General features: G+C 43.9%; 21 protein-coding genes. All 21 read left to right on the top strand.

The genetic code is table 11. The features are described from left to right. Positions 1 to 87: 87 nt before the first annotated feature. Positions 88 to 468, top strand: coding sequence for a GxxExxY protein (locus ACTCNA_RS12530; protein WP_462948261.1), 381 nt, complete (start codon positions 88 to 90; stop codon positions 466 to 468). 90 nt (positions 469 to 558) lie between these two features. Then, on the top strand, positions 559 to 1,764 hold the full coding sequence (locus tag ACTCNA_RS12525) for a restriction endonuclease subunit S (RefSeq protein WP_462948260.1): 1,206 nt from the start codon (positions 559 to 561) through the stop codon (positions 1,762 to 1,764). Beyond that, entirely contained in the window at positions 1,764 to 2,060 is a 297-nt protein-coding gene (locus tag ACTCNA_RS12520) for a hypothetical protein (protein ID WP_462948259.1), read from the top strand. The genes ACTCNA_RS12525 and ACTCNA_RS12520 overlap by 1 nt, the downstream gene beginning before the upstream one ends. 22 nt (positions 2,061 to 2,082) lie before the next feature. Beyond that, the gene (gene tnpA / locus ACTCNA_RS12515) at positions 2,083 to 2,550 is read left to right on the top strand and encodes an IS200/IS605 family transposase (protein WP_462948258.1); all 468 of its coding nucleotides are present in this window, start codon (positions 2,083 to 2,085) and stop codon (positions 2,548 to 2,550) included. A gap of 100 nt (positions 2,551 to 2,650) precedes the next feature. Beyond that, positions 2,651 to 4,285 carry a type I restriction-modification system subunit M gene (locus ACTCNA_RS12510; protein ID WP_462948257.1) on the top strand — a complete coding sequence of 545 codons (1,635 nt, stop codon included), beginning with the start codon at positions 2,651 to 2,653 and terminating at the stop codon, positions 4,283 to 4,285. 11 nt (positions 4,286 to 4,296) lie between these two features. Beyond that, positions 4,297 to 4,497 carry a hypothetical protein gene (locus ACTCNA_RS12505; RefSeq protein ID WP_462948256.1) on the top strand — a complete coding sequence of 67 codons (201 nt, stop codon included), beginning with the start codon at positions 4,297 to 4,299 and terminating at the stop codon, positions 4,495 to 4,497. A 22-nt stretch (positions 4,498 to 4,519) separates the two neighbouring features. After that, entirely contained in the window at positions 4,520 to 4,648 is a 129-nt protein-coding gene (locus ACTCNA_RS12500; protein WP_462948255.1) for a hypothetical protein, read from the top strand. Then, positions 4,649 to 5,020 (top strand): hypothetical protein, encoded by a 372-nt coding sequence (locus tag ACTCNA_RS12495; RefSeq protein ID WP_462948262.1) that lies wholly within the window; start codon positions 4,649 to 4,651, stop codon positions 5,018 to 5,020. Between the two features lie 60 nt (positions 5,021 to 5,080). Further along, positions 5,081 to 6,178, top strand: coding sequence for a 4-hydroxythreonine-4-phosphate dehydrogenase PdxA (pdxA, locus tag ACTCNA_RS12490; RefSeq protein WP_462948254.1), 1,098 nt, complete (start codon positions 5,081 to 5,083; stop codon positions 6,176 to 6,178). Between the two features lie 12 nt (positions 6,179 to 6,190). After that, a complete protein-coding gene (gene ruvA / locus ACTCNA_RS12485) occupies positions 6,191 to 6,772 on the top strand; it encodes a Holliday junction branch migration protein RuvA (RefSeq protein ID WP_462948253.1) in 582 nt (193 codons plus the stop codon). Positions 6,773 to 6,779: 7 nt separating this feature from the next. Continuing rightward, positions 6,780 to 14,300 carry a T9SS outer membrane translocon Sov/SprA gene (gene sov, locus ACTCNA_RS12480; protein ID WP_462948252.1) on the top strand — a complete coding sequence of 2,507 codons (7,521 nt, stop codon included), beginning with the start codon at positions 6,780 to 6,782 and terminating at the stop codon, positions 14,298 to 14,300. A 45-nt stretch (positions 14,301 to 14,345) separates the two neighbouring features. Then, the gene (locus ACTCNA_RS12475) at positions 14,346 to 14,783 is read left to right on the top strand and encodes a PaaI family thioesterase (protein ID WP_462948251.1); all 438 of its coding nucleotides are present in this window, start codon (positions 14,346 to 14,348) and stop codon (positions 14,781 to 14,783) included. After that, positions 14,773 to 15,909, top strand: coding sequence for a chorismate-binding protein (locus tag ACTCNA_RS12470; protein WP_462948250.1), 1,137 nt, complete (start codon positions 14,773 to 14,775; stop codon positions 15,907 to 15,909). Before ACTCNA_RS12475 ends, ACTCNA_RS12470 begins: the two co-directional genes overlap by 11 nt. After that, a complete protein-coding gene (menD, locus tag ACTCNA_RS12465) occupies positions 15,906 to 17,594 on the top strand; it encodes a 2-succinyl-5-enolpyruvyl-6-hydroxy-3-cyclohexene-1-carboxylic-acid synthase (RefSeq protein WP_462948249.1) in 1,689 nt (562 codons plus the stop codon). The genes ACTCNA_RS12470 and menD overlap by 4 nt, the downstream gene beginning before the upstream one ends. Positions 17,595 to 17,992: 398 nt before the next feature. After that, complete coding sequence (locus ACTCNA_RS12460; RefSeq protein ID WP_462948248.1) at positions 17,993 to 18,190, top strand: hypothetical protein; 198 nt, start codon at positions 17,993 to 17,995, stop codon at positions 18,188 to 18,190. Between the two features lie 120 nt (positions 18,191 to 18,310). Continuing rightward, entirely contained in the window at positions 18,311 to 19,135 is an 825-nt protein-coding gene (menB, locus tag ACTCNA_RS12455; RefSeq protein WP_462948247.1) for a 1,4-dihydroxy-2-naphthoyl-CoA synthase, read from the top strand. 9 nt (positions 19,136 to 19,144) lie between these two features. Beyond that, positions 19,145 to 20,056, top strand: a complete 912-nt coding sequence (gene menA / locus ACTCNA_RS12450; protein WP_462948246.1) for a 1,4-dihydroxy-2-naphthoate octaprenyltransferase — start codon at positions 19,145 to 19,147, stop codon at positions 20,054 to 20,056. Continuing rightward, positions 20,053 to 21,099 (top strand): o-succinylbenzoate synthase, encoded by a 1,047-nt coding sequence (locus ACTCNA_RS12445; RefSeq protein WP_462948245.1) that lies wholly within the window; start codon positions 20,053 to 20,055, stop codon positions 21,097 to 21,099. Before menA ends, ACTCNA_RS12445 begins: the two co-directional genes overlap by 4 nt. Positions 21,100 to 21,119: 20 nt before the next feature. Beyond that, positions 21,120 to 22,151, top strand: coding sequence for an AMP-binding protein (locus tag ACTCNA_RS12440; RefSeq protein WP_462948244.1), 1,032 nt, complete (start codon positions 21,120 to 21,122; stop codon positions 22,149 to 22,151). Positions 22,152 to 22,544: 393 nt separating this feature from the next. Beyond that, positions 22,545 to 23,378: a tail fiber domain-containing protein gene (locus ACTCNA_RS12435; protein WP_462948243.1), complete on the top strand. Its 834-nt coding sequence runs from the start codon at positions 22,545 to 22,547 to the stop codon at positions 23,376 to 23,378. A 26-nt stretch (positions 23,379 to 23,404) separates the two neighbouring features. Next, the gene (locus tag ACTCNA_RS12430; RefSeq protein WP_462948242.1) at positions 23,405 to 23,866 is read left to right on the top strand and encodes a hypothetical protein; all 462 of its coding nucleotides are present in this window, start codon (positions 23,405 to 23,407) and stop codon (positions 23,864 to 23,866) included. The last annotated feature ends 51 nt before the right edge of the window (positions 23,867 to 23,917 follow it).

The following is a 23,917-nucleotide window of genomic DNA, read 5'->3' as shown; positions in this document are numbered from 1 at the left end:
GATTAAAAAGATTAAAGGATGATAAGATTAATCCATCATCCAATAAAGAAATCCTAAAAATCCAAATTCAGACAAATGAAACAGGATATGAAACACGAAGACTTAACGCGTAAGATAATTGGCTGTGCGATGAAAGTACACAGCACATTGGGCAATGGTTTTCAAGAAGTGATTTACCAACGTGCATTGGCTATTGAAATGCAAAAACAAGGTTTGGACTACCAGCGTGAAATGGAAATGAGCATTTATTACGAAGGATTTGATATCGGAACACGGAGGGTCGATTTTTTTGTGGAAAATGTCATTATGGTCGAATTAAAAGCACTGACCAAAATGGAAGATGTACATTTGGCACAAGCCATGAATTATTGCCAGGCATATAACTTACCCATTAAAGTTTGGAATTTAAAAGAGTGTACAACATTAACCACGTGGAAAATAAAGAATACAAAAAAACGTCCGAATTAAGATTAAAAAGATTAAAGGATGATAGGGGCACATCATCAACTGAAACAGAAATCCTAAAATCATCCAATCCTAAAAATCCAAATTCAGACAATGAGTAAAGAGAATAAATTAATACCCGAATTGCGTTTTCCTGAGTTTGTGAAGGATGGAGTGTGGGAGGAAAAAGAACTAAGTGATGTTTGTGAGATAACGAATGGTAAAGCGAATGCACAAGACCATATTGAAGAAGGTCTTTATCCATTGTTTGACCGTTCTGAAATTATAAAGGCAACTAACAATTACATATTTGATTGTGAAGCGGTGATAATTCCTGGCGAAGGAATGCGTTTTATTCCGAAATATTATGAAGGGAAATTTAACCTCCACCAAAGGGCATATGCACTAAAAGATTTTTCTTGTATTGGTCAGTTTGTTTATTATTCAATGTTTCACAGAAGTAATCTAATATCTCAAAAAGCTGTTCAGTCCACAGTTCTTTCATTGAGACTACCAATTCTTCAAAGTTTTCCTATTGAAATTCCTTCAAATCCCCAAGAACAACAAAAAATCGCCTCCTGCCTTTCTTCTTTAGATGAGCTGATAACCGCCCACAACGATAAGCTGGACGCCCTCAAGGACCATAAAAAAGGCTTGATGCAAAACCTTTTCCCGCCCGCCAATAGCAGTCATTGCGGGCCCGACCCGCAATCTCCCCGAATACCACCTTACCGTTTTCCGGAGTTTGAGGGGGATGGGGAGTGGAGTAAGAAAAAGTTGGGGGATAAAGAAGTTGCATTTATAGTAAGTGAGAAAATTTCTATCAACAAGCTAAATATTGAAACATACATCAGCACAGAGAATATGTTGCCAGATTTTTCAGGAGTTTCAGCCGCTTCAAAACTACCTGCAACTGGCAATTTCACGAAGTTTAAAATTGGTGATATTCTCATTTCAAACATTCGCCCTTATTTAAAAAAAGTATGGAAGTCTGATAAAGTTGGTGGGGCTTCAAATGACGTGATTGTATTCCGTTCAGGTACGGAAGTGCTAAATGAGTTTTTAGAATTCATCCTCAAAAATGAAAAATTCATAAATTATGTAATGGACAGTGCAAAAGGAGTAAAAATGCCTCGCGGAGATAAGGATTCAATGCTGAATTATACTGTCTTTATTCCTTCCAAAATAGAACAACAAAAAATCGCCTCCTGTCTTTCGGCGTTGGATGCGTTAATCACCGCACAGTCGGAGAAAATAGAGCAATTGCAACAGCATAAAAAAGGTTTGATGCAGGGGTTGTTTCCGAAAATGATTAAATAATGATGAATTTGAATAAATCATATAATATAAAGGAGATATCAGGGCTAACGCCCCTGAATTGTCTCACACCCAAATTATGCTACGAAGATATCAGGGCTACGCCCCTGATTTTTGTTGACAAAAGTATATTGGATCGCAGCTTAAAAAATTTTTTAAAAGAAAATAAACAAACAAATGAAAGGGGTGTTGGCCCAAAAACCCTGGCAAAAACAATAAACCAATTAGGACCCAAAAGGGGCGTTAGCCCCGCAATCTTAGTAGATAAAATAACGGATGATATAACCAAAGGGGCGTAGCCCTGATATAAAAGAATAAAAAATGGCAAATACATATACTCAATTATTCACCCAATACGTATTCTCGGTAAAAGGTAGAGAAAATTTTATAAAAGAAAAATTCAGGGATGAATTAGAAAAAATAATGTGTGGAATAGTTACCAATCACAAATGTAAAACCTATGCCATATATTGCAACCCCGACCATACCCACATTTTTGTTGGGATGCACCCAACAATTGCCCCGTCAAAATTAATGGAACAGGTAAAATCAGGCTCATCAAATTGGCTAAATAATAAAAAATACATACCCGGTAAATTCTCATGGCAGGATGGCTACGGGGCTTTTACCTATTCAAAGTCGCATATTGATAAAGTTGTGAAATATGTGCTGAATCAACCTGTACACCACAGAAAACAATCGTTTAAGGAAGAATATTTATCGTTTTTGAAGAAATTTGATGTGGATTATGATCCAAAATATCTATTTGAATGGTATGATAATGCATAAATATCAGGGCTACGCCCCTAAATTACCATTGTTTGAATTGGCTACTACTACGAAGATATTAGGGCTAACGCCCCTTTTTTAAAAATAGAATAATAAATAAATGACACAAAAAGAACAACAACAACTCGGTAAAACCCTTTGGGCGATAGCAGACCAACTGCGTGGAGCAATGAATGCAGATGATTTTCGTGATTATATGCTTTCGTTCCTGTTTTTAAAATATTTATCGACCAATTACGAAGAGTCTGCAAAAAAGGAATTGGGCAGGGATTACCCGGACGATACCCCACCGGACGTATTGTCTAAACTTAAGGTAAAACCACCCTTGGAGAAATGGTACAAAGAAAACCCGGATGATGTGGTGGATTTTGAAAAGCAAATGCGCAGAAAAGTGCATTATGTGGTGAAACCGGAATTTTTGTGGAATAACATCACCGAACTAGCCCGTACACAAGATGGAGATTTGCTTAGAACACTGGAGAAAGGGTTTAAATACATAGAAAACGAATCGTTTGACAATTCTTTCCAGGGCTTGTTTTCGGAAATTAACCTGAATTCCGAAAAATTGGGTAAAACATCTACCGACCGAAACAAAAAGCTCTGCACCATCATTCAAAAAATTGCAGAAGGTATTGCTGATTTCTCTACCGACACCGACACGCTTGGTGATGCATATGAATATTTGATTGGTCAGTTTGCCGCAGGGTCGGGTAAAAAAGCAGGTGAATTTTATACGCCTCAACAAATTTCTACTATTCTATCCCGAATTGTTACGCTGGATGCACAAGACCCGGCTAATCCTACCGGCCCAAAAAAGAAACTGGATAAGGTACTGGATTTTGCTTGTGGTTCTGGTTCATTATTATTGAACGTAAGGAAACGCATCAAAGAAAATGACGGAACGGTAGGTAAGATTTATGGTCAGGAGAACAACATCACCACCTACAACCTCGCCCGGATGAACATGCTTTTGCATGGGATGAAAGACACCGAGTTTGAAATTTATCACGGAGACACCTTACTCAACCAATGGGATATTCTGAACGAGATGAACCCGGCTAAAAAAATGGAATTTGATGCAGTAGTTGCCAATCCACCGTTTAGTTTACGTTGGGAACCAAACGATACTTTGGCAGAAGATTTCCGTTTCAAAAGTTATGGACTTGCTCCAAAATCAGCAGCTGATTTTGCATTCCTTTTACACGGTTTTCATTTTTTAAGTGGTGAAGGAACGATGGCAATCATTTTGCCCCACGGTGTTTTATTCCGTGGCGGAGCAGAAGCACGTATCCGCACTAAACTTTTAAAAGATAATAATATTGATACGGTTATCGGCTTGCCTTCCAAATTGTTTTATTCAACCGGAATTCCCGTTTGTATTCTTGTATTGAAGAAGTGCAAGAAAGAAGAAGATGTTCTGTTCATCAATGCCAGCGAGCATTTTGAAAATGGAAAACGCCAAAACAGTTTGAGTAAAGAACATATTGAATCCATTGTTGAAACTTACAAATACAGAAAGGAAACGGAACGCTATTCACGAAAAGTGTCGATGGATGAAATTGAAAAGAACGGTTACAACCTGAATATTTCGAGATATGTGAGTACAGCAGCTAATGAAATATCAGTTGATTTAAACGAAGTGAATGAGCGCTTGAATTCGATAAATGAACGCATTGAAAAGAAGACAAAGGAACACAATAAATTCTTAAAAGAATTGGGATTAAAAACAATATAATAAAGAATACCATGCTACCAAAAATTTCAAAAATACAGGAACTGAAAGAAAACCAAACAACGGCTTTTTTAATTGCCAATTCAAAACAAATTTCCTCACTTGCTTTTGCCGATTCAGAAAAAACGTATCTCGAAAAAAAATTAAAAAAGGAACAGGAAGCTTATCTTTTCAGGCATCCAAACATCTTCTTTTTTCATAAAGAAAAAGGATGATTACATTCCGCATGAAATTTTTGTGGCAGACGATGCCGTTTCAGCAGAACAAATCAACGAACTGATAAATAACACCGAAGCCGCATTTCACTCCCGCAATTTGATTAACGAACCGCTCTCCTATCTTACCGCCGAACGTTTTTCGAAATAAATTGCCAGGCTGGGAGAAGAGGCCGGTTTTCAGGTTGAAATTTTTAACCGGAAAAAAATTGAAGCCCTGCGGATGGGCGGCCTGCTGGCCGTGAACAAGGGAAGCATCGATCCGCCAACTTTCAACATTCTTGAATGGAAACCGGGAAATGCAGTGAATGAAAAGCCGGTTGTTTTTTTAAACAACCTGGGCACCCGCGAAGGCCAGACTTCCATAGCCGGGAAATTTCTCGAGCATTTCACCGGTTATCCCTGGCTGCACCTCGGCACCGCCGGCGTTGCCTACCTGCACGAAAAAATTGCCTGCCGTACCGAAGGCGGCAATGATTTTGGCACCCGGCTGCTCTGTCACTTTTTGAAAAAATTCAATTAAAAACGTAACTTTGTCGCTCGTTTTAAAAGACTTAATTATAACACGATAGAATACAGCATAATGAGCAATACAATAAAAGTAGGAATTTCACAAGGCGATATTAACGGAATCAGTTACGAGGTAATAATGAAAACGCTGCTCGATTCGCGTATTTTGGAAATGTGTACCCCAATTATTTACGGGTCGCCAAAAGTAGCAGCCTATCACCGCAAGGCACTTAATATTAACAATCTAAGTTTAAACCATGTACGCACTCCTGCAGAAGCAGGGCCAAACAAAGCGCATGTGTTAAACTGCATCGACGACAATGTGCGGGTTGAACTGGGGAAATCAACACCAATTGCCGGCGAGGCTTCTTTTATGGCCCTCGACCGTGCCACCACCGATTTAAAAGAAGGACTGATTGACGTGTTGGTAACAGCTCCAATTAACAAAGACAATATCCAGAGCGAAAATTTCAAGTTCCCGGGGCACACCGAATTTCTTGCCCAAAAATTTAGTGCCAAAGAATACCTGATGCTAATGGTTAGCGAAACCATGAAAATTGGCCTGGTAACCACCCATCTGCCCATTTCCGAAGTAGCTGCCCATATTACCAAAGAAACGGTCCTGTCAAAAATCCGGATCATTTCCAGGGCATTGCAACAAGATTTTGCCATTACCCGGCCACGCATTGCGGTGTTCGGGCTGAACCCGCATGCCGGTGACAACGGGCTTCTCGGTAAAGAAGAAAACGAGGTGATTTTACCGGCCATTATTCAGGCAAAAAAAGAAGGTATAATTGCACTTGGTCCTTATCCGGCCGATGGATTTTTCGGTGCTGAAGACTACAGAAAATTCGATGCCATTTTAGCCATGTACCACGACCAGGGCCTCATCCCCTTCAAACTCTCATCGTTTGAAAAAGGTGTGAACTACACTGCCGGCCTGCCGTTTATCCGCACATCACCGGCACATGGTACTGCCTACTCGCTTGCAGGAGAAGACAAAGCCTCACCCGACTCTTTCCGGCAGGCGCTTTACCTGGCACTCGATATTCACAAAAACAGGAAAATGCACGAAGAAATCACAAAAAATCCTTTAAAGAAATACGATATCACATCGAACCAGGAAGACGAAGGTGTTGATATTGAAGCGGAAGACGATCAAAACTTTTAAACTCTTTTACTCATGTACGAATTTATCCGGGGAACAGTAGCTGCCCTGAATCCGGCCAGTGTAGTTGTAGAAACCGCAGGGGTTGGCTACTTCATCAATATTTCGTTAAATACTTACAGTAAAATAAACGGCCAAAAAGAGGCCAGCCTGTTCATCCACCAGGTAGTTCGCGAAGATGCCCATATTCTTTACGGGTTTGCCGAACAACGGGAGCGCGAAATTTTCCGGAACCTGATCTCGGTAAACGGAGTTGGTGCCAACACGGCCATTATGATGCTCTCGTCGCTGAACCCCGATGAATTATCGGCAGCAGTAACATCCGGGAATGCCGATGTTTTAAAAGCAGTTAAGGGGATTGGCGCCAAAACCGCGCAGCGCATAATTATTGACTTAAAAGATAAATTCGGTAAAATTTCCGAAACCGGTCAAATTTTAATTTCAGCAGACAATACAACCCGGAAAGAATCGTTATCTGCTTTAGTCATGCTGGGGTTTGCCAAAAAAGATGCAGATAAGGTTGTATCAAAAATTATTCGGGAAGATCCGGATGCAACCGTGGAAAGTGTGATTAAAAGAGCGTTAAAAAGGTTATAAAAAAGGAATGAAATTCGCCCGTATCTTCAGGAAAATAGGCTTCATATACGTGCTCACCTCCCTGCTTGCAGCATCCGGAATTAGTAGTGCTGGCAATTCAGCATTTGATGCTGATCCGCTTGTTTTGCAGCAGGATACCGTTGAAATTGACACCACGGGCACACTGCCCTTCCCGTTTAACGACCAGCCCGCATTTGGACCACCTTCGCAAGATACCTCGAAAATATTTCTGAATAAACCCAGCAACATTAATTTTGAAATAGAATACGACCCCGAAACAGGAGAATACATATTTTATGAAAAAATTGGGAACCTGAATTACAGGCTTCCGCAATCCATGTCGCTCGACGAATACATCGACTACGACTTTGAAAAATCAATAAAAAACTACTGGAAACAACGCAGCCGGCAACATGAACTGGATGAACAGGGAGGCCTCATCCCAAAGCTCACCATTGGCGGCGAAGCATTTAACCGCGTTTTTGGTGGAAATACAGTAAACATTCAGCCGCAGGGATATGTGGAAGTGAGCTTCGGGTACCAGATGAATGCCACCGAAAACCCCGCCATTCCTGAGCGACTCAGGAAAGTACCCACCTTCGATTTTGATGAGAAAATTCAAATGAACGTGATGGGCCAGATTGGTACCAAAATGAACATGCGGGTGAATTACAACACCGAGGCCACATTTGACTACGAAAACAAAATGAACCTGGAATATACCGGTGAAGAAGACGAAATTATTAAAAGTATTTCGGCCGGAAATGTTTCACTCCCGCTCAATGGTACCCTCATAACAGGCGCTTCCAACCTGTTTGGTGTAAAAGCCGAAATGCAGTTTGGCCGCCTCTCGCTCACCACGCTTTTCTCTCAACACAAAGGTGAATCAAAAACCATTGAAACTGAGGGCGGAGCGCAAATTACCAACTTTGAAATTTCGTCAGCCGATTACGATGCCAACAGGCACTTTTTCCTGTCGCAGTATTTCCGCGACAACTACGACAAATGGCTGCAAAACACGGCGGTACCCACTTCGCCTATCAACATCAACAAAATTGAAATTTGGGTCACCAATAAGTCCAATAATTTTTCTGAATCCCGAAATATTATCGCTTTTCAGGATTTAGGGGAGCACAATCCGCATATTTACAACGATATCCCGGCATTCCAGGAAAATACAGGCCTTGCTTATCCTGAAAATATTTTCCCGCTTAACGATGCCAATGGCTTGTACTACGAAATGACCACGACCTACAGCGATATCCGTAACACACAAGCTATTACATCGGTAATGGCACAGTTCAGCCCCGCTTTTGTAGGTGGTCAGGATTTTGAAAAAATTGAACAGGCGCGCAAACTGAGCGAATCGGAATACACTGTAAACGAACGATTGGGTTATATTTCACTAAATACGGCACTAAACGCCGACGAAGTGCTGGCGGTAGCTTTCAGCTATACTTCAAATGGCAAAACTTTCCAGGTGGGAGAATTTTCTACCGATGGTGTTAATGCCCCTAAAACACTGGTACTTAAATTGCTGAAAGGAACCAATTTGTCGCCCAACCTGCCAACCTGGGACCTGATGATGAAAAACATCTACAACCTCGACGCTTACCAGCTAACCCCTGAAGATTTCATCCTGAATATTGTGTACCAGAACGACTCAACAGGTACGTATCTGAACTACTTGCCCAAAGGAAGGCTGCAGGGGCATATATTGCTCGAAGTAATGAACCTCGACAAGTTGAACAAACAGATGGACCCTTACAAAGACGGGAGGTTCGACTACATTGAAGGCATTACCGTGAATTCAAACCGCGGGCGGATTATTTTCCCGGTGGTAGAACCTTTTGGCAGCCACCTGGCCGATTCCATTCAGGACCCCGCGCTCATTGAAGAATTTGCCTTCACTTCGCTCTACGATTCAACAAGAGTGATTGCCGAACAGGATGCAGAACATAACAAGTATAGACTAACAGGCAGTTACAAAGGTGCCTCGGGTTCCGACATCCCGCTGGGAACGCTCAACCTCACCCAGGGATCGGTAAAAGTTACTGCAGGCGGGCGCGAACTGGTTGAGAATGTTGACTATACGGTTGATTATACGATGGGCCAGGTGAAAATTATTAACGAGGCACTGCTTGAAGCAGGAACCCCCATCCAGGTTTCTACCGAAAGTGAAGACCTTTTTACCATGCAGCGGAAAACCCTGCTTGGAGCACACGCCAATTATGCTTTTTCCGACAATTTTAACATTGGTGCCACCGCCCTTTACATGCAGGAACGCCCGCTCACCCAAAAAGTGGACTACGGCGAAGACCCCATCTCCAACCTCATGCTGGGGGTAGATGGCCGCTGGTCAACCGAAAGCATGCTGCTGACCAAAGCTGTGGATGCGCTCCCGTTTTACAGCACCAACACCCCATCTTCAATCGATGTAGAAGCCGAAGTTGCCCAGTTAATCCCGGGCCATTCAAGTGTTATTGAAAAGAGCGGGAATGCCTATATTGATGATTTTGAAGGCACAAAAACAACCATCAACCTGAAGGCGAGGCAATCGTGGGTAATGGCAAGTACACCCCAATACCAGCCGGAAATGTTCCCCGAAGGAAACCTCACCAATTCGCCCGAATACGGGTTCAACCGCGCCAACCTGGCCTGGTATATCATCGATCCTTTATTCCTGCGGAACAACAGCCTCACACCCGACCATATCAGAAACGACAAGGAGATGCAATCGAACCACCTGGTTCGCGAGGTATTCGAAAAAGAAATTTTCCCGGCAAAAGAGTCCCCTGTTGGCCAGCCGACAAATATCCCGGTTTTAGATTTGGCCTTTTATCCCAACGAACGCGGACCTTATAACTACGACACCCACCCCACAGATTATTCGAGCGGGATAAACCCTGACGGCTCGTTAAAAGACCCGAAAACGCGCTGGGGCGGTATTATGCGCGAAATTGAAACCAGCGATTTTGAAAACTCCAATATCGAATTTATTGAATTCTGGGTGATGGATCCTTTTGTAAACGATACGGCAGGAACACATCAGGGCGGCGAACTCTATTTCAACCTGGGCGATATTTCGGAAGACATACTGAAAGACTCGCGAAAAGCTTTTGAACAGGGCCTGCCAACATCAGAGCTGGTGACTAATGTGGATACCACAGTCTGGGGACGTATTTCAACCCTGCAATCGCTCGTTAATGCATTCGATAACGACCCGGAATCGCGCAGATACCAGGATATTGGATTTGACGGATTGAGCAGCGTAGATGAACAACTTTTTTTCGAGGATTACCTCAATCAACTCAGCGGACTGGTTTACGATGATATTTATGAAGAATATTTAAATGACCCGTCAGGCGACGATTTTCACTACTACCGGGGCTCGGATTACGACGACAGGGAACTGAGCATATTAGAACGTTATAAAAACTTCAACGGTCCCGATGGAAATTCTCCAACCACCGAAATGTCGCCGGAATCATACCCAACAGCAGCTTCATCACTCCCGGACATTGAAGACATTAACGATGACAACACCTTAAATGAAAACGAGCGGTACTACCAGTACAAAGTGAACATCCGCAAAGAAGACATGCAGTTGGGCGAAAACTATATTACCGACATAAAAGAAAGCCGTGTGGAGCTGAAAAACGGTCAGGTGGGCGATGTAAAGTGGTACCAGTTTAAAATTCCGGTACGCGACCCCGACAAGGTAGTGGGCAATATCCGCGATTTTAAGTCCATTCGGTTTTTACGTATGTTCATGCGCGGATTCGAAAAACCCGTGGTTTTGCGCTTTGCAACCCTCGATCTTGTAAGATCCGACTGGCGCAGGTACACCCGCGATATCGGACAGGAACCCGATGTATTCTCACCCAATGCAGAATTCGATGTTTCGGCTGTTAACATTGAAGAAAACGGGAACAGGGAACCGGTTAATTACATCCTGCCCCCGGGAATCGACCGCGTAATCGACCCTGCCAACCCGCAACTTCGCCAGCTCAACGAGCAGTCGATGGTATTGAAAGTAACCGGCCTCGAACAGGGCGATGCACGGGCCGCTTACAAATCATTGTACATGGATTTCAGAAGGTACAAACGCCTGAAACTGGAAGTACATGCTGAAGAAATAGAAGAGTACCCGCTAAATGACGATGAACTCCACTTTTTTATCCGGATTGGTTCCGATTATAACTACAACTATTACGAGTACGAAGTACCACTAAAGCTTACTCCGCCCGGAAGGTACAACGATGATATTGAAAGCGACCGCTACGCCGTTTGGCCCGATGAAAACAGGCTGGATATCCCTCTCGAAATATTCACCGATGCAAAACTCGAACGAAATGCCGAAGTGAGGAGGGCAGGTTCCACTTTTGGAATTCAGGATATATACGAAACCGTTCACCAGGGATGGAACAAAAATAAAAACAAGGTTAAAATTAAAGGAAGCCCCAACCTCGGAAATGTGCAGGTGGTAATGATGGGTATCCGGAACAAAAAAGGCCAGATTAACACCGGCCCCAAAGCAGTGGAAGTTTGGGTAAACGAAATGCGCCTTTCTGATTTTGACGAAGAAGGGGGATGGGCTGCCAACGCCCGGGTTACAACACGCCTGGCGGATTTGGGAAGTGTTACCGTAGCAGGCCGAACACGTTCTTCCGGATTTGGTAGTATTAGCCAGAATATTAACAACCGGCAACTGGATGACATAAATGAATTTGATGTATCCTCTTCCATAGATTTGGGCAAATTCTTCCCCGAAAAAGCAGGAGTACGCCTGCCCATGTACTACGGCTATTCACGCAGTGTAAGTAACCCAAAATACAACCCGCTGGAACCCGATATTGAACTCGACAAATCGCTGGAATATGCCGAAAACGATAACGTAAGGGATTCAATAAAAAATATTTCACAGGATTTGGTAACCCGGAAAAGCCTGAACTTCACCAACGTGAAAATAGAACCGCAGCGCGAACAAACCAAAGTACGCCTCTGGGATCCGGAAAACTTTGCTGTGTCATACTCTTACAACGAAATTTTCAGGCGGAATATTGACACCGAATACAACCTCGACAAAACCTACCGTGGGATGTTCTCCTATAACTACAGCAGCCGCCCCGAAATCGTTCAGCCATTCAACAATATTGGCCTGCTGCAGAAAGGGCCGCTAAAATTGCTGGGTAATTTCAATTTTTATCCGTTGCCTACCCAGATCTCTTTCCGGACCGACCTCACACGGCGCTACCACGAAATCAAGTCGCGAAATGTTACCAACCCGGAATTCATTCTCCCGGCAACCTACGAAAAAGACTTTTTATGGAACCGCTTTTTCGATTTGCGCTACGATGTTACCCGCTCGCTGAAAGTTGATTTTTCGTCGAGAAGCACTTCGCGCATCGATGAGCCCGAAGGCAGGATTAACCGCGATATGGATAATTATGACATGATTAAAGATTCCATCATGACCAACTTATGGAACTTGGGAAGGCCAACACTTTATAACCACAATGTGAATGTTACCTACCGGTTGCCCATCAACCAGATTCAGTTCCTGAATTTTCTTTCATCCTCGGTGCGCTACCAGGGAACTTACGACTGGCAGGCAGGACCTATTACTGCCGACACCATAAACCTCGGGAACCGCATTCAAAACTCGCGGAACATTCAGTTAACCGGAAATGCCAACCTGCAGAGTTTGTACAATAAAGTGCCCTATTTTCAGGAACTGGACCGGAAATTCAGAAGAACCGGCAGGGGACGCTCCAGTTTAAACCGGCGCAGTGGCGGCAGCCGGACTCAAAACCGACAGCAACAACAACCCCAACCTCAACAGGAACAAACCTATTCAAGTAATGTAAAACTTGCTGAAGGCGAAACAGAAACGGTAACACATAACCTGAACACCAAAAAAGTGAATGTGGTGGCCACCGGAGTCGATGGTGAGCTTATTCGCGGAAATACCAATATCGTTGATGCCAATACCATCGAGTTTACTCCCCTTGCCAATGCCGACCAGGCACAGATTAAAGTTACCGGGAAGCCCGGCGACCAGACATTCTTAAAAGACATGCTCGATTTAACCACCCGCATGCTGATTGGTGTTCGTACCGTATCAGTAAACTACAGCGTAAACGGCGGAACGGTACTGCCCGGTTATTTGCCCGAACCCAGCGCTTTTGGTGCCGGAAATTACACCCCCGACCGCGACCTGTTTAACCAACGGATGAACAGCAGCTTTGCCCCCGGAGCGCCGTTCCTGCTGGGATGGCAGGATTACAATTTCGCACGGCGGGCAGCCGAAAACGGCTGGATAACCACCGACTCCACACTGAACATGCCGTACATGTTTACCAAAAACGAACGTTTCAGCATCAGGGCTACCATTGAACCACTGCCCGACCTCCGCATCGATGTGACTGCCGACCGCTCGTTCTCAAAAAATATCAGCGAATTTTACAACTATAACCCCGAAACAGGCGATTTTAACGCGAACAGTCTTACTGAAAAAGGAAACTTCAGCATGTCAACCCTCACCTGGGGAACAGCCTTTTTTTCCATGGGTAAAGGAGAAGTGCACCCATCGGAAACTTTTGAAAAATTTAAAGATTACCGGCAAATTATTGCCCGTCGCCTCGCAGCTCAACGCGACCCCGATAACGGTTTTGGCTACGATCCTTCAGCTGTTGACCCAGAAACCGGGTTCCCAGATGGCTACGGCCCCAACTCGGTGGAAGTAATGGTACCGGCATTTTTGGCGGCCTACCAAAACAAAGATCCACACGATGTATCGCTGGGACTTTTCCCGTCCATTAAATTTATCCGCCCCAACTGGCGTATCCGTTACGAGGGAATGGTTTCCCAGATTCCGGGGCTAAACAAGATTATGCGTTCGCTTAATTTCACCCACTCCTACCGCTCGAGCTACAACGTGGGGTCTTTCATCACCAACCTCAATTACGAAGAACAGGGCGACGGGTTCAGTTACGTGCGCGACATCGCCAACAACTTTATTCCGCCTTACGATTTCAACTCGGTGAGCATTACAGAAACTTTCAGCCCGCTCATTAACGTGGACATTATGTGGAACAATGATTTAACTACCCGTGCCGAAATAAAACGCTCCAGAAACCTTACGTTGTCATTTGCCAATAACCAGTTAACCGAAGTACTCAGCAATGAATACACCATGGGAATTGGCTACCGGTTTACGCAAATGGATCTGATTATAAAAACCAAAAATTCGCAACAAGCCTATTCCAACGATTTGAATTTGCGGGCCGACCTCTCGTACCGGAAAAACAAAACCGTGCTGCGTAAAATTGTGGAAAACGATGACCAGATTACCGCCGGACAAAGTGCGTTTTCCATTAAAACCACTGCCGACTACATGCTCAGCGACCGCTTTCAGCTGCGTGTGTTTTTCGATAAAGTGATGAACAATCCGTTCACTTCACTCTCTTTCCCCACATCGAATACAAATATTGGCGTGAGTTTCCGGTTTACACTGGCACAGTAAAAAGGAAATCGTATTTTTGATTTTCATTTTTTTGAATACCACATTATGGATTTTAGTTTATTGGATCTGAATACGCCACTTGAAATCATCAACCAGGCGATGCAGAAAAGCCTTATCGAAAACCTGGGAATTGAAGTGACAAAAATTGATGACGGCCTGGTGGAAGGATACTTCACATTGTCTGAAAAAAACAGCCGCCCCGACGGGATGCTGCACGGCGGTGCCAACCTGGCCATGGCCGAAACGCTGGCTGGTTTGGGAAGTATGTTAATCATCGATTTAAACGAATTTGATGCGCTCGGCAGCCAGGTCTCTGGAAACCACACCGGCACACTGAAAACGGGCAAAGCACGGGCCACGGCAAAAATCATTCACCGCGGAAACAAGACCCACCTTTGGAATGTTGATATACAAAATGAAGAAGGCCGGCTGATTTCAACCGTCCGCGTTACAAACATGATTGTAAAGAAGAATGACAAATAGAAAAGATTTTGCCCTTTTTATCGATAACCTGCTCGCAAAAAACTGCCCGTTTGCCCTGTGGTCGATGCCCGGAAGCAACACCCCCGAAATATTGGTAGCCCCGCAGGAAGGGCTCATTCAACCCGACCAGCTGGGAAAACTGAACGGACAGGAAGGTTTTGTTTTCGCACCCTACAACATCAGCGAAAATGCACCACTCGTGCTTCTAAAACCGGGTATCCACAAAAAAGGAATCGGCGAAATTCTTAAAATTGATTGTGAAGCCCTTCAACACGAAAAAGTGGAAGAAGTGCATCCGGAGCCGCCTTTCATTATTTCTAAAAAAGACTATTTAAAAGACATTGAAACCACCATTGGCAAAATAAAAGAGAGCAAACTGGCCAAAGTGATTATTTCCAGGTTGATTCCTTTTCAGCGAAAATCGGAATCGATTGGTGAGGTATATCTTCAACTTTTTGAGCAAACTCCCAATGCATTTGTTTACCTCGTGAACCTGCCGTCGGCACGCACCGGCCAAACACAAGCCGGTTTGTGGATGGGTGCCACACCGGAAGTTTTGCTGAAATCGGACAACAAAATGCTTGAAACCGTCTCACTGGCCGGCACGCAGTCGCGCCGAGATGACGGCGATTACTCCTGGCACACCAAGGAAATTGAGGAACAGGCTTTTGTGTCGCGCTACATCCTCGATGTATTTTACCGGTTCAATATTCACCCGTACATTACCGAAGGCCCGGACACGCTGGAAAGCGGACAGGTAGCCCACCTCAGTACCAGTTTCAGGTTTGCAGCCAAAAAACTGGATTGCAACCTCGGTGATTTTGTGGCCGAGCTCCACCCTACCCCGGCAGTGTGTGGTTTCCCGAAATCGAAAGCTGCCCGGTTCATCCCGAAAATTGAAAAACACGACCGCCGGTATTATTCGGGTTATATCGGTCCGTGGCGACTGAACGGGGATGTCGGATTATTTGTAAATTTGCGTTGTTTGGAAGTGAGGCCGGAACAGTACATTTTATACTCAGGTGGCGGGATTACTTCGCGGTCGGTGCCGGAAGACGAATGGGAAGAAACCAACAAAAAAGCCACCACCCTGTTATCGGCCATCCAAACAGTGCAAAACAGATGATTTCAACAAAAAAACATATCCAGCAACTGGCGGCCATTTTACTGGACAAAGGAATTACCGACATCATCATTTCGCCGGGATCGCGCAGCGGACCGATTGTTCACACGCTGGCCACCAACCCAAAATTTAACTGCCGTACTATTGTGGACGAACGCAGCGCCGGGTATTTTTCCATCGGTTTGTCCGAATCGATTCAAAAGCCGGTGGCACTGGTATGCAGTTCAGGAACTTCTACCCTAAATTACACACCGGCCGTGGCCGAAGCTTTTTACCGAAACATTCCGGTAGTGGTGCTCACTGCCGACCGGCCGCCCTATTGGATCGACCAGTTGGAAAACCAAACCATCCGGCAGAACAACATTTACCGCGATTTCATAAAAAAAGAGATTACCCTGCCGCTGAACGAAACAGAAAAAGATTTATGGTTTGCCGGCCGCGAAATCAATGAAACACTAAACACTACTGTTTCGGGAACGTACGGACCGGTGCACATCAACATTCCGCTGGAAGAACCGCTGCACGATTTGCTGGATGAAGACCTGCCACAAGTTAGAGTGATTAAAGCTACAAAAACACGATCGGTTTTAGCTGAAACAGAACTTCGTGAGCTTGCTGAAAACTTCAATCGTTCCGAAAAAATTCTGATCCTCACCGGTCAGCAAAATCCAAATTCGGAACTCGAAAAGCTTCTAGTGGAAGTGGTGGAAAAAACAGGTGCCGTTATTCTGAAAGAAAACCTGGCCAATTTAAATCATCCGCAGTTTTGCGGGATTCCGGATTTGTTGATCACCTCGCTGCTTGCTGAAAAAACTGAAGATTTCAGGCCCGATTTACTGATCACTTTCGGAGGTTCGTTTGTTTCCAAACCGCTCAAACAATTTCTGCGAAAAAACAACCCGGCTGAACACTGGCACATTTCAACAGCAAATCAACACGCCGATACTTACCAATCGCTCACCCGTGTAATTGATTCCATCCCTGAGATTCTTTTCGAACAACTTTTACCTCATTTGAAATCAAAAGGAAGAGCTTTTTTTGAAAACTGGAAAAAGCAGGGAAAAAAAGTAGTCCTGCTTCGCGATAATTTCATAAAGGAAACCGGATTCTGCGATTTAAAAGTGTTCAGCCAAATTCAAAAATTCATTCCTGAAAACTCGGTGGTTCACCTTGGAAACAGTTCGCCCGTACGTTACGCGCTTTTATTTGAAGCAGTCAAAAACACACGATATCTCAGTAACCGTGGGGTGAGTGGAATCGATGGTTCGCTGTCAACAGCAGTTGGTTTTGCTTCGGAATCGGATAAAATAAATACTGTCATCCTCGGCGACCTTTCCTTTTTTTACGATTCCAACGCGCTCTGGAACAAATACATCGGACAAAACCTTCGCATCATTGTCATTCACAACGGCGGTGGAAACATTTTCAGCATGATAAAAGGCCCGGGCGAATCGCCGGCTTTCCGTGAACATTTTTTCACCGAAAATAAATTCAGCGCCAAAGGAATGGCGCAAACTTTCGGGCTCGGTTATTTCAGTGCCGTCAACGAAACAGAACTGGAAAAACAGTTGGCTCATTTCTATTCTGAAAACCAGCACAAAGCCGCCGTTCTTGAAATTTTTACCGATGCTGAAGTAAACCCAAAAGCGTTTCGGGAGTTATTTAAGAAAGTAAAGCATTCCGATTGAAAAGAATTAAACGCTAAAGCAAAAAAATAGCCAATCTGCCTCCCCACCGGACTAAAGCCCCGGTGAAAGAAGAGGTTTGCACGTAGGTTTTAAAACCAGTATGTTGAATTGAAAAACCGTATATTTTACACCGTGGCTTCAGCCCGGTGAACAGAAAACACCAAAAAGCTAAAGAGCTTTAGCCGTTAAAAGAATTAAATGCTAAAGCCACAAAAAACGCTGAAAAACAACCACCGGGCTAAAGCACCGGTGAAATAAATGAAAGATTTGAACCATGCTGAAAAACGTGAAATTTATTGTACAACCGGGGATTGCAAAAACAATCTGATTTTTCAATTTTTAATTAAGTTTGTGAAACTTTTCAAAGAAAATTACTTTAAACAAGTAAAACGCAAATTATGAGGCAACTTACATTAAATATCAAGGAAAGTAAATTTCAGGCTTTTTTGAATTTTATAAAAACGCTGGATTATGTAGAAATTCCAGAAGCAGAAAAAAAAGCATTGGGTGAACTTCAAAAAAGTCTCGGTCAGGTAAAAGAAATGAAGGACGGACAAATAGAAAAACAAACTGTTGAAGATTTCCTAAATACATAAAGAAATCTATCTGGTTTATATTTACGATAAAAGCCAACTTGAAAATATCACTAAAGAACAAATATTGGAATTGCTTAAAAATGCTGGATTGAATAAGTAAATTGATTTAAGGTTTAAGTTATGAATACAAAACGCAGCTGGGAAACCATTAAAGAATACGAGGACATTTTTTTCGATTACTTCGACGGAATCGGGAAAATTACCATTAACCGCGAGCGCTACCGGAATGCGTTCCGGCCAACCACGGTGAATGAAATGAGTGACGCGCTGAATATCTGCCGCGAGGATCAGCGCATCAATGTGGTGGTGCTGACCGGTGCCGGCGACAAAGCATTTTGCTCGGGCGGCGACCAAAATGTAAAGGGCCAGGGCGGTTACATCGACAAAGACGGCATTCCGCGACTGAACATCCTCGAAGTGCAGCGCCAAATCCGCAGCATGCCCAAACCGGTAATTGCCATGGTAAACGGTTACGCCATTGGCGGCGGACATGTACTGCACGTGGTTTGCGACATCAGCATCGCCAGCGAGAACGCCATATTCGGGCAAACCGGCCCAAAAGTGGGCAGTTTCGATGCCGGGCTCGGTTCATCATATCTGGCCAGCCACGTGGGGCAAAAGAAAGCCCGCGAAATCTGGTTCATGTGCCGCCAGTATTCGGCTGCCGAAGCGTTGGAAATGGGGCTGGTGAACAAAGTGGTTCCGCTCGATCAGCTCGAGGACGAAGTGGTGGCCTGGGCACTAAAAATGCAGGAACACAGTCCGCTGGCGCTGCGGATGCTCAAACTGGGGCTCAATGCCGAACTCGACGGGCAGGTGGGAATCCAGGAATTTGCCGGCAACGCCACACTGCTGTATTACCTCACCGAGGAAGCGCAGGAAGGGAAAAATGCATTTCTGGAAAAACGAAAACCCGATTTCCAAAAATATCCGAAGTTTCCGTAAATAAAAACTATGGCAACACCAATATCCTGGATAAAAGCAGCCCGCCCGAGAACCCTTCCGCTTGCCCTTTCAGGGATAATTATGGGATGCGGACTGCCATGGTTTTACGGTACAATCGATCCATTGGTGAGTGTACTGGCGATTGTTACAGCCACACTCATCCAGGTTTTTTCCAATTTCGCCAACGATTACGGCGACAGCCAGCGTGGAACCGACAACGAATTCCGGCTCGGTCCCACCCGCACGGTGCAGAGCGGCGAAATCAGCAAAAAAGAGATGGAAACCGGTATGATCATAGTTGGCGGGCTGAGTCTGCTGATTGGCACGTGGCTGGTTTATGCCGGAACGTGGTACCATTCAAAAGCTGCATTTTTCGGGTTCATCGGACTCGGTATTCTTTCGCTGATTGCCGCCTATTTTTACACCGCCGGGAAAAAATCGTACGGCTACATCGGACTGGGCGATTTGTTTGTTTTCCTGTTTTTCGGGTTGCTGCCGGTGGCCGGCGTATTTTACCTGAATGCCGGGAAATTACCGGCTTCTGTTTTTCTGCCTGCGCTTAGCATCGGTTTTTTTAGCACCGGCGTGCTGAACCTCAACAACACCCGCGACATCGAAAACGACCGGAACTCCGGGAAGATTACCATCCCGGTGCGGATTGGTGCCCGAAATGCCCGTTTTTACCACCTGTCGCTGATTTTGGGCGGATGGCTGGTTGCCCTCCTGTTTACACTGAACCATTTCCATTCGCTGTGGCAATTCATCTACTGGATAACATTTCCAATTTTTATGTTTGATCTACATAAAATCTTCCGCATCCGGAATGAAAAAGAACTCGACCCGTTCCTGAAACGGCTGGCACTTTCCACGCTCGCTTTCACTTTGCTTTTTTGCATCGGTTTACTAATTTCGGTGAAATGATTGCATGGTATAAAAAATATGAACTGCACTTCAAACGTCCGGCAGCCACATCGCGCGGAACGTACAAAACACGCACTGTTTGGTACCTTTTTCTGAAAGAAGACGGCAAAACGGGAATTGGTGAATGTGCCCCGTTGCCCGGGCTCAATACCGAAACGCCCGAAGAAGTGGAAAGGCTGCTGAACGATATTTGTGCTAATCCAACTTATTTTCTTAAAAATCCGGAGGCAGTAAAAAAAGTTTCATCGGTACGGTTTGCCCTGGAAACGGCTTTACGGGATTTACAAAACGGAGGCCACCAAAACCTTTTTCCTTCTGATTTCTCCGAGGGAAAAAAGGGAATCCCCATCAACGGGTTAATCTGGATGGGCGAAATTGATTTTATGCTGCAACAAATCCACGAAAAACTGAAAGCCGGATTTCGCTGCATTAAACTGAAAATTGGCAGTCTCGATTTTAACAAGGAGCTGGAAATCCTCGGTAGCATTCGAAAAAAATACGATGCCAGCCAAGTTACGTTACGGGTAGATGCCAACGGTGCTTTTCAACCGGATGAAGCCAGCGAAAAACTTCAGAAGCTGGCACAGTTCGACCTTCATTCCATCGAACAACCGATTGCCGCCGGGCAATGGGAAAAGATGGCTGCTATTTGCAAAACATCTCCGGTTCCGGTGGCACTCGACGAAGAGCTGATTGGCATTCACGATAAAAACGAAAAAGAAAAATTGCTCAATATTATCCGGCCACAATATCTCATTCTGAAACCCAGTCTGCATGGCGGGTTTTCAGGCTGTGAGGAGTGGATAAATTTAGCAAAAACCCGCTCCATTGGCTGGTGGGTCACTTCCTACCTGGAATCAAACATCGGGCTAAATACTATCGCGCAGTGGACGTTTCAGCAAAATGCAAAAGGCCATCAGGGCCTGGGAACCGGTGGGCTGTTTATCAACAACATTCCATCGCCGCTCGAAATCCGGGACGAAAAGTTGTGGCATAATTCTAAAAAGAACTTCAACTTTCCTGAAAATTTCTTTCGCCCATGAATCTTTTTCCAAAACATATTATGTTGAATGGAACCCAGGTTTCGATAAACGGACTCATTAAACATAAAAATCCGGAAGTAAACCGGGAAGCAGAACTCATCAGTTTTTTAAACGAGTGGTATTCCAATGAAAATTTCATAGAAGTAAAAACCTCGGGAAGCACCGGCACACCCAAAACCATCCGTTTACAAAAAGAAATTGTGGCTGAAAGCGCCCGGCGCACACTGCAGTTTTTTGAACTAAATAAGCACGACCGGATTCTTCACTGCCTGCCCCTGCAATACATTGCCGGCAAACTGATGGTGGTCCGTGCGCTGCTGGGCGAACTCGACCTGTATTTAACCGAACCTTCCACCGATTTCGCCTTTTTGAAAAAAGAAAAATTCCGGTTCGCGGCGATGGTACCCAACCAGGTAACAAAAATTTTAAAAGCTGAAACTGCACAGGGAGGATTATTGGGGAATGTTGAAAAGCTGCTGATTGGCGGCTCTTTAATTCCGGCATCGCTTGAAAAAACGTTGCAAAAAGTATCCACCGCCTGCTGGTCAGGTTACGGGATGACCGAAACTGCCACCCACATTGCCCTGCGGAAAATCAACGGAACCGGAGCCAACGGCTGGTACCACTGCCTCGAAAACATCCACGTGAGTTTATCTGCCAAAGGCTGCCTGCAGATTTATCTGCCCGGACTGGAAAACCAACCCATTCAAACCACCGACCTCGCCCAACTGAAAAATGAAAAAACCTTCCGGATTTTGGGCCGCATCGACAATGTGATTATCTCCGGCGGCATAAAATTTTCGCCCGAGCAATTAGAGAAAAAACTGGAACCGTTTATTTCCAAACCGTTCCTGATTTCTTCGTTGCCGCATGAATCATTGGGCCAGCATCTGGTTTTGGTAGTAGAAGGAAAAGAGAACAAAGTTACGACTGAGAAGCTAAAAGAGATTTGCAGGCAAAAACTCGACAAATATGAGCAGCCAAAACAAATCCTGTTTAAAAATAGACTGCCTCGCTTGCCCAATGGTAAATTCAACCGGCGAAAAACCTAAACCAGATTATTCAAACTACTGTCTTGTCAATAACAACTTGTTATTTCTACATGAAGGGAAAAATTACGGCAGGTTAGTCTTTTCCCAATTATCCCGTCGGTTTCGTTTACCTACAGGTGGTGAAAAACTCAGAAAGATGACAGAAGTTTTGCAAAATTCGTTTTTTTTTACATTTGACCAGGTACGACACGGACACAATTTCCAGAGAGAGAGAATTTTTTAGAAAGAATTTTTTTCGGCAGAGGCTGAAAAAACAATAGTTGCATGGCAACACGATATACTATCAAGGGCAAAAAGCAACCCGGCCCTTTGTAAAGAACCGGGTTGCAACAGTTATTTTATAAACCGAACTGGGGAGCAGTCACTCCCCGGTTCATAAAACTTTACAAAAATATGAAAACTATTTCATTTTACATGACTGCGGTTTTCGTTCTGTTTACTTTTCACGGTATTACCCAGGTGAAAGTATATGAAGACAACCGCGTAAAAATTTTTGGTGACAAGCCAGCAGATGATCTTAACAAAGATTTATCGATGCAAGTGTATGGTTCTTACGGTGAATATCTTGCAAATGGTAGACTCGGTTTCGGAACCTATGGAATTGATGAGATGCCAATACACCGTAAAAGAATTTTTGTTGGTGAACTTGGCAACAATGTTGATTCTGATCAACTCGAACTTTGCGGCTCTACTGGATCTTATCTTACATGGGGCCAGGGATACGATTACGGGAATATAATCGGAAAAGCAGTTATTGAATGGGAATTGATTAATGATGTTTTTACAGAAGTCCGTAAATTCTCTTTTAATACCGATGTTTACGCAGACGGAATAATATTGAATTCCGATGAAAGGTTTAAAGAGAACATTCAATCCTTGAAAAAACCGACTTCAAAAATTAGACGGGTTAGAGGAGTTACCTATAATTTGAAAGAAGAAGGTTATTTTCAGAACTCAGACGGTTTTTCTCCTGAAACGGAAAAAGAAAAAAATGATTTAGCCTTGCTGGAAACTACGAAAGAAAAAATGAAAAATTTAAACAGGAACCGGATTGGATTTTTAGCCGAAGACATACAGGAGGTATTTCCGGATTTAGTGGAAAAAGATTCAAAGGGTTACTTGCATGTCGATTATATCGGTTTAATCCCCGTTTTGGTGGAATCGATTAAAGAACAGCAAACCCAAATTGCCATGTTAAATAAAATCCTGCAGGCACACAAACCTTGATAAAAAATCTTATAAATTTAAAAATCATGAAGAAGAATATATTTTTAGCTTTTATTATACTATTAATCACCATTTCATATTCAACTAATGCCCAGATACAGGTTGACAGTGACGGGCAGGTAAAAGTATTTGGGAACAGGGAGAGCGATGATCCTAACAATGATTTGTCGATGCAAATTTACGGACCATACGGAGATTACCTCGCTAACGGAAAGCTCGGTTTTGGTGATTACGGAAGCGTTTCGTTGAATGGCTCCAACGTATTCATCGGTGAGCTTGGCACTAACTGGGATTCGGATAAATTACAATTGCATGGCAAAAAAGGTATCTATCTTACTTATGGACGAGGTTATGATTATGGCAATATTATAGGTAAATTCGATATTTCACAACCTGACCGGTTTAGTTTTGAAGTGGATGTTTATGCAAAAGGAGTATTACTAAGGGTGTGTAATAGAATAAACTGCCTAATAATATTTTATAAATAATTAAATATGTGACATTTAGAAATGTTTATCAGGTAACTTAATTCATTACAC

The sequence above is a fragment of the Tangfeifania sp. genome (assembly GCF_055108615.1).
Note: the sequence above shows the minus strand (reverse complement) of the source record. Positions and strands in the feature narration are given on the sequence as shown.

Coding starts and splice junctions, on each gene's coding strand:
- ACTCNA_RS12530 (WP_462948261.1), top strand. CDS start 88: ATGAAACACGAAGACTTAACGCGTAAGATAATTGGCTGTGCGATGAAA.
- ACTCNA_RS12525 (WP_462948260.1), top strand. CDS start 559: ATGAGTAAAGAGAATAAATTAATACCCGAATTGCGTTTTCCTGAGTTT.
- ACTCNA_RS12520 (WP_462948259.1), top strand. CDS start 1,764: ATGATGAATTTGAATAAATCATATAATATAAAGGAGATATCAGGGCTA.
- tnpA (WP_462948258.1), top strand. CDS start 2,083: ATGGCAAATACATATACTCAATTATTCACCCAATACGTATTCTCGGTA.
- ACTCNA_RS12510 (WP_462948257.1), top strand. CDS start 2,651: ATGACACAAAAAGAACAACAACAACTCGGTAAAACCCTTTGGGCGATA.
- ACTCNA_RS12505 (WP_462948256.1), top strand. CDS start 4,297: ATGCTACCAAAAATTTCAAAAATACAGGAACTGAAAGAAAACCAAACA.
- pdxA (WP_462948254.1), top strand. CDS start 5,081: ATGAGCAATACAATAAAAGTAGGAATTTCACAAGGCGATATTAACGGA.
- ruvA (WP_462948253.1), top strand. CDS start 6,191: ATGTACGAATTTATCCGGGGAACAGTAGCTGCCCTGAATCCGGCCAGT.
- sov (WP_462948252.1), top strand. CDS start 6,780: ATGAAATTCGCCCGTATCTTCAGGAAAATAGGCTTCATATACGTGCTC.
- ACTCNA_RS12475 (WP_462948251.1), top strand. CDS start 14,346: ATGGATTTTAGTTTATTGGATCTGAATACGCCACTTGAAATCATCAAC.
- ACTCNA_RS12470 (WP_462948250.1), top strand. CDS start 14,773: ATGACAAATAGAAAAGATTTTGCCCTTTTTATCGATAACCTGCTCGCA.
- menD (WP_462948249.1), top strand. CDS start 15,906: ATGATTTCAACAAAAAAACATATCCAGCAACTGGCGGCCATTTTACTG.
- ACTCNA_RS12460 (WP_462948248.1), top strand. CDS start 17,993: ATGAGGCAACTTACATTAAATATCAAGGAAAGTAAATTTCAGGCTTTT.
- menB (WP_462948247.1), top strand. CDS start 18,311: ATGAATACAAAACGCAGCTGGGAAACCATTAAAGAATACGAGGACATT.
- menA (WP_462948246.1), top strand. CDS start 19,145: ATGGCAACACCAATATCCTGGATAAAAGCAGCCCGCCCGAGAACCCTT.
- ACTCNA_RS12445 (WP_462948245.1), top strand. CDS start 20,053: ATGATTGCATGGTATAAAAAATATGAACTGCACTTCAAACGTCCGGCA.
- ACTCNA_RS12440 (WP_462948244.1), top strand. CDS start 21,120: ATGTTGAATGGAACCCAGGTTTCGATAAACGGACTCATTAAACATAAA.
- ACTCNA_RS12435 (WP_462948243.1), top strand. CDS start 22,545: ATGAAAACTATTTCATTTTACATGACTGCGGTTTTCGTTCTGTTTACT.
- ACTCNA_RS12430 (WP_462948242.1), top strand. CDS start 23,405: ATGAAGAAGAATATATTTTTAGCTTTTATTATACTATTAATCACCATT.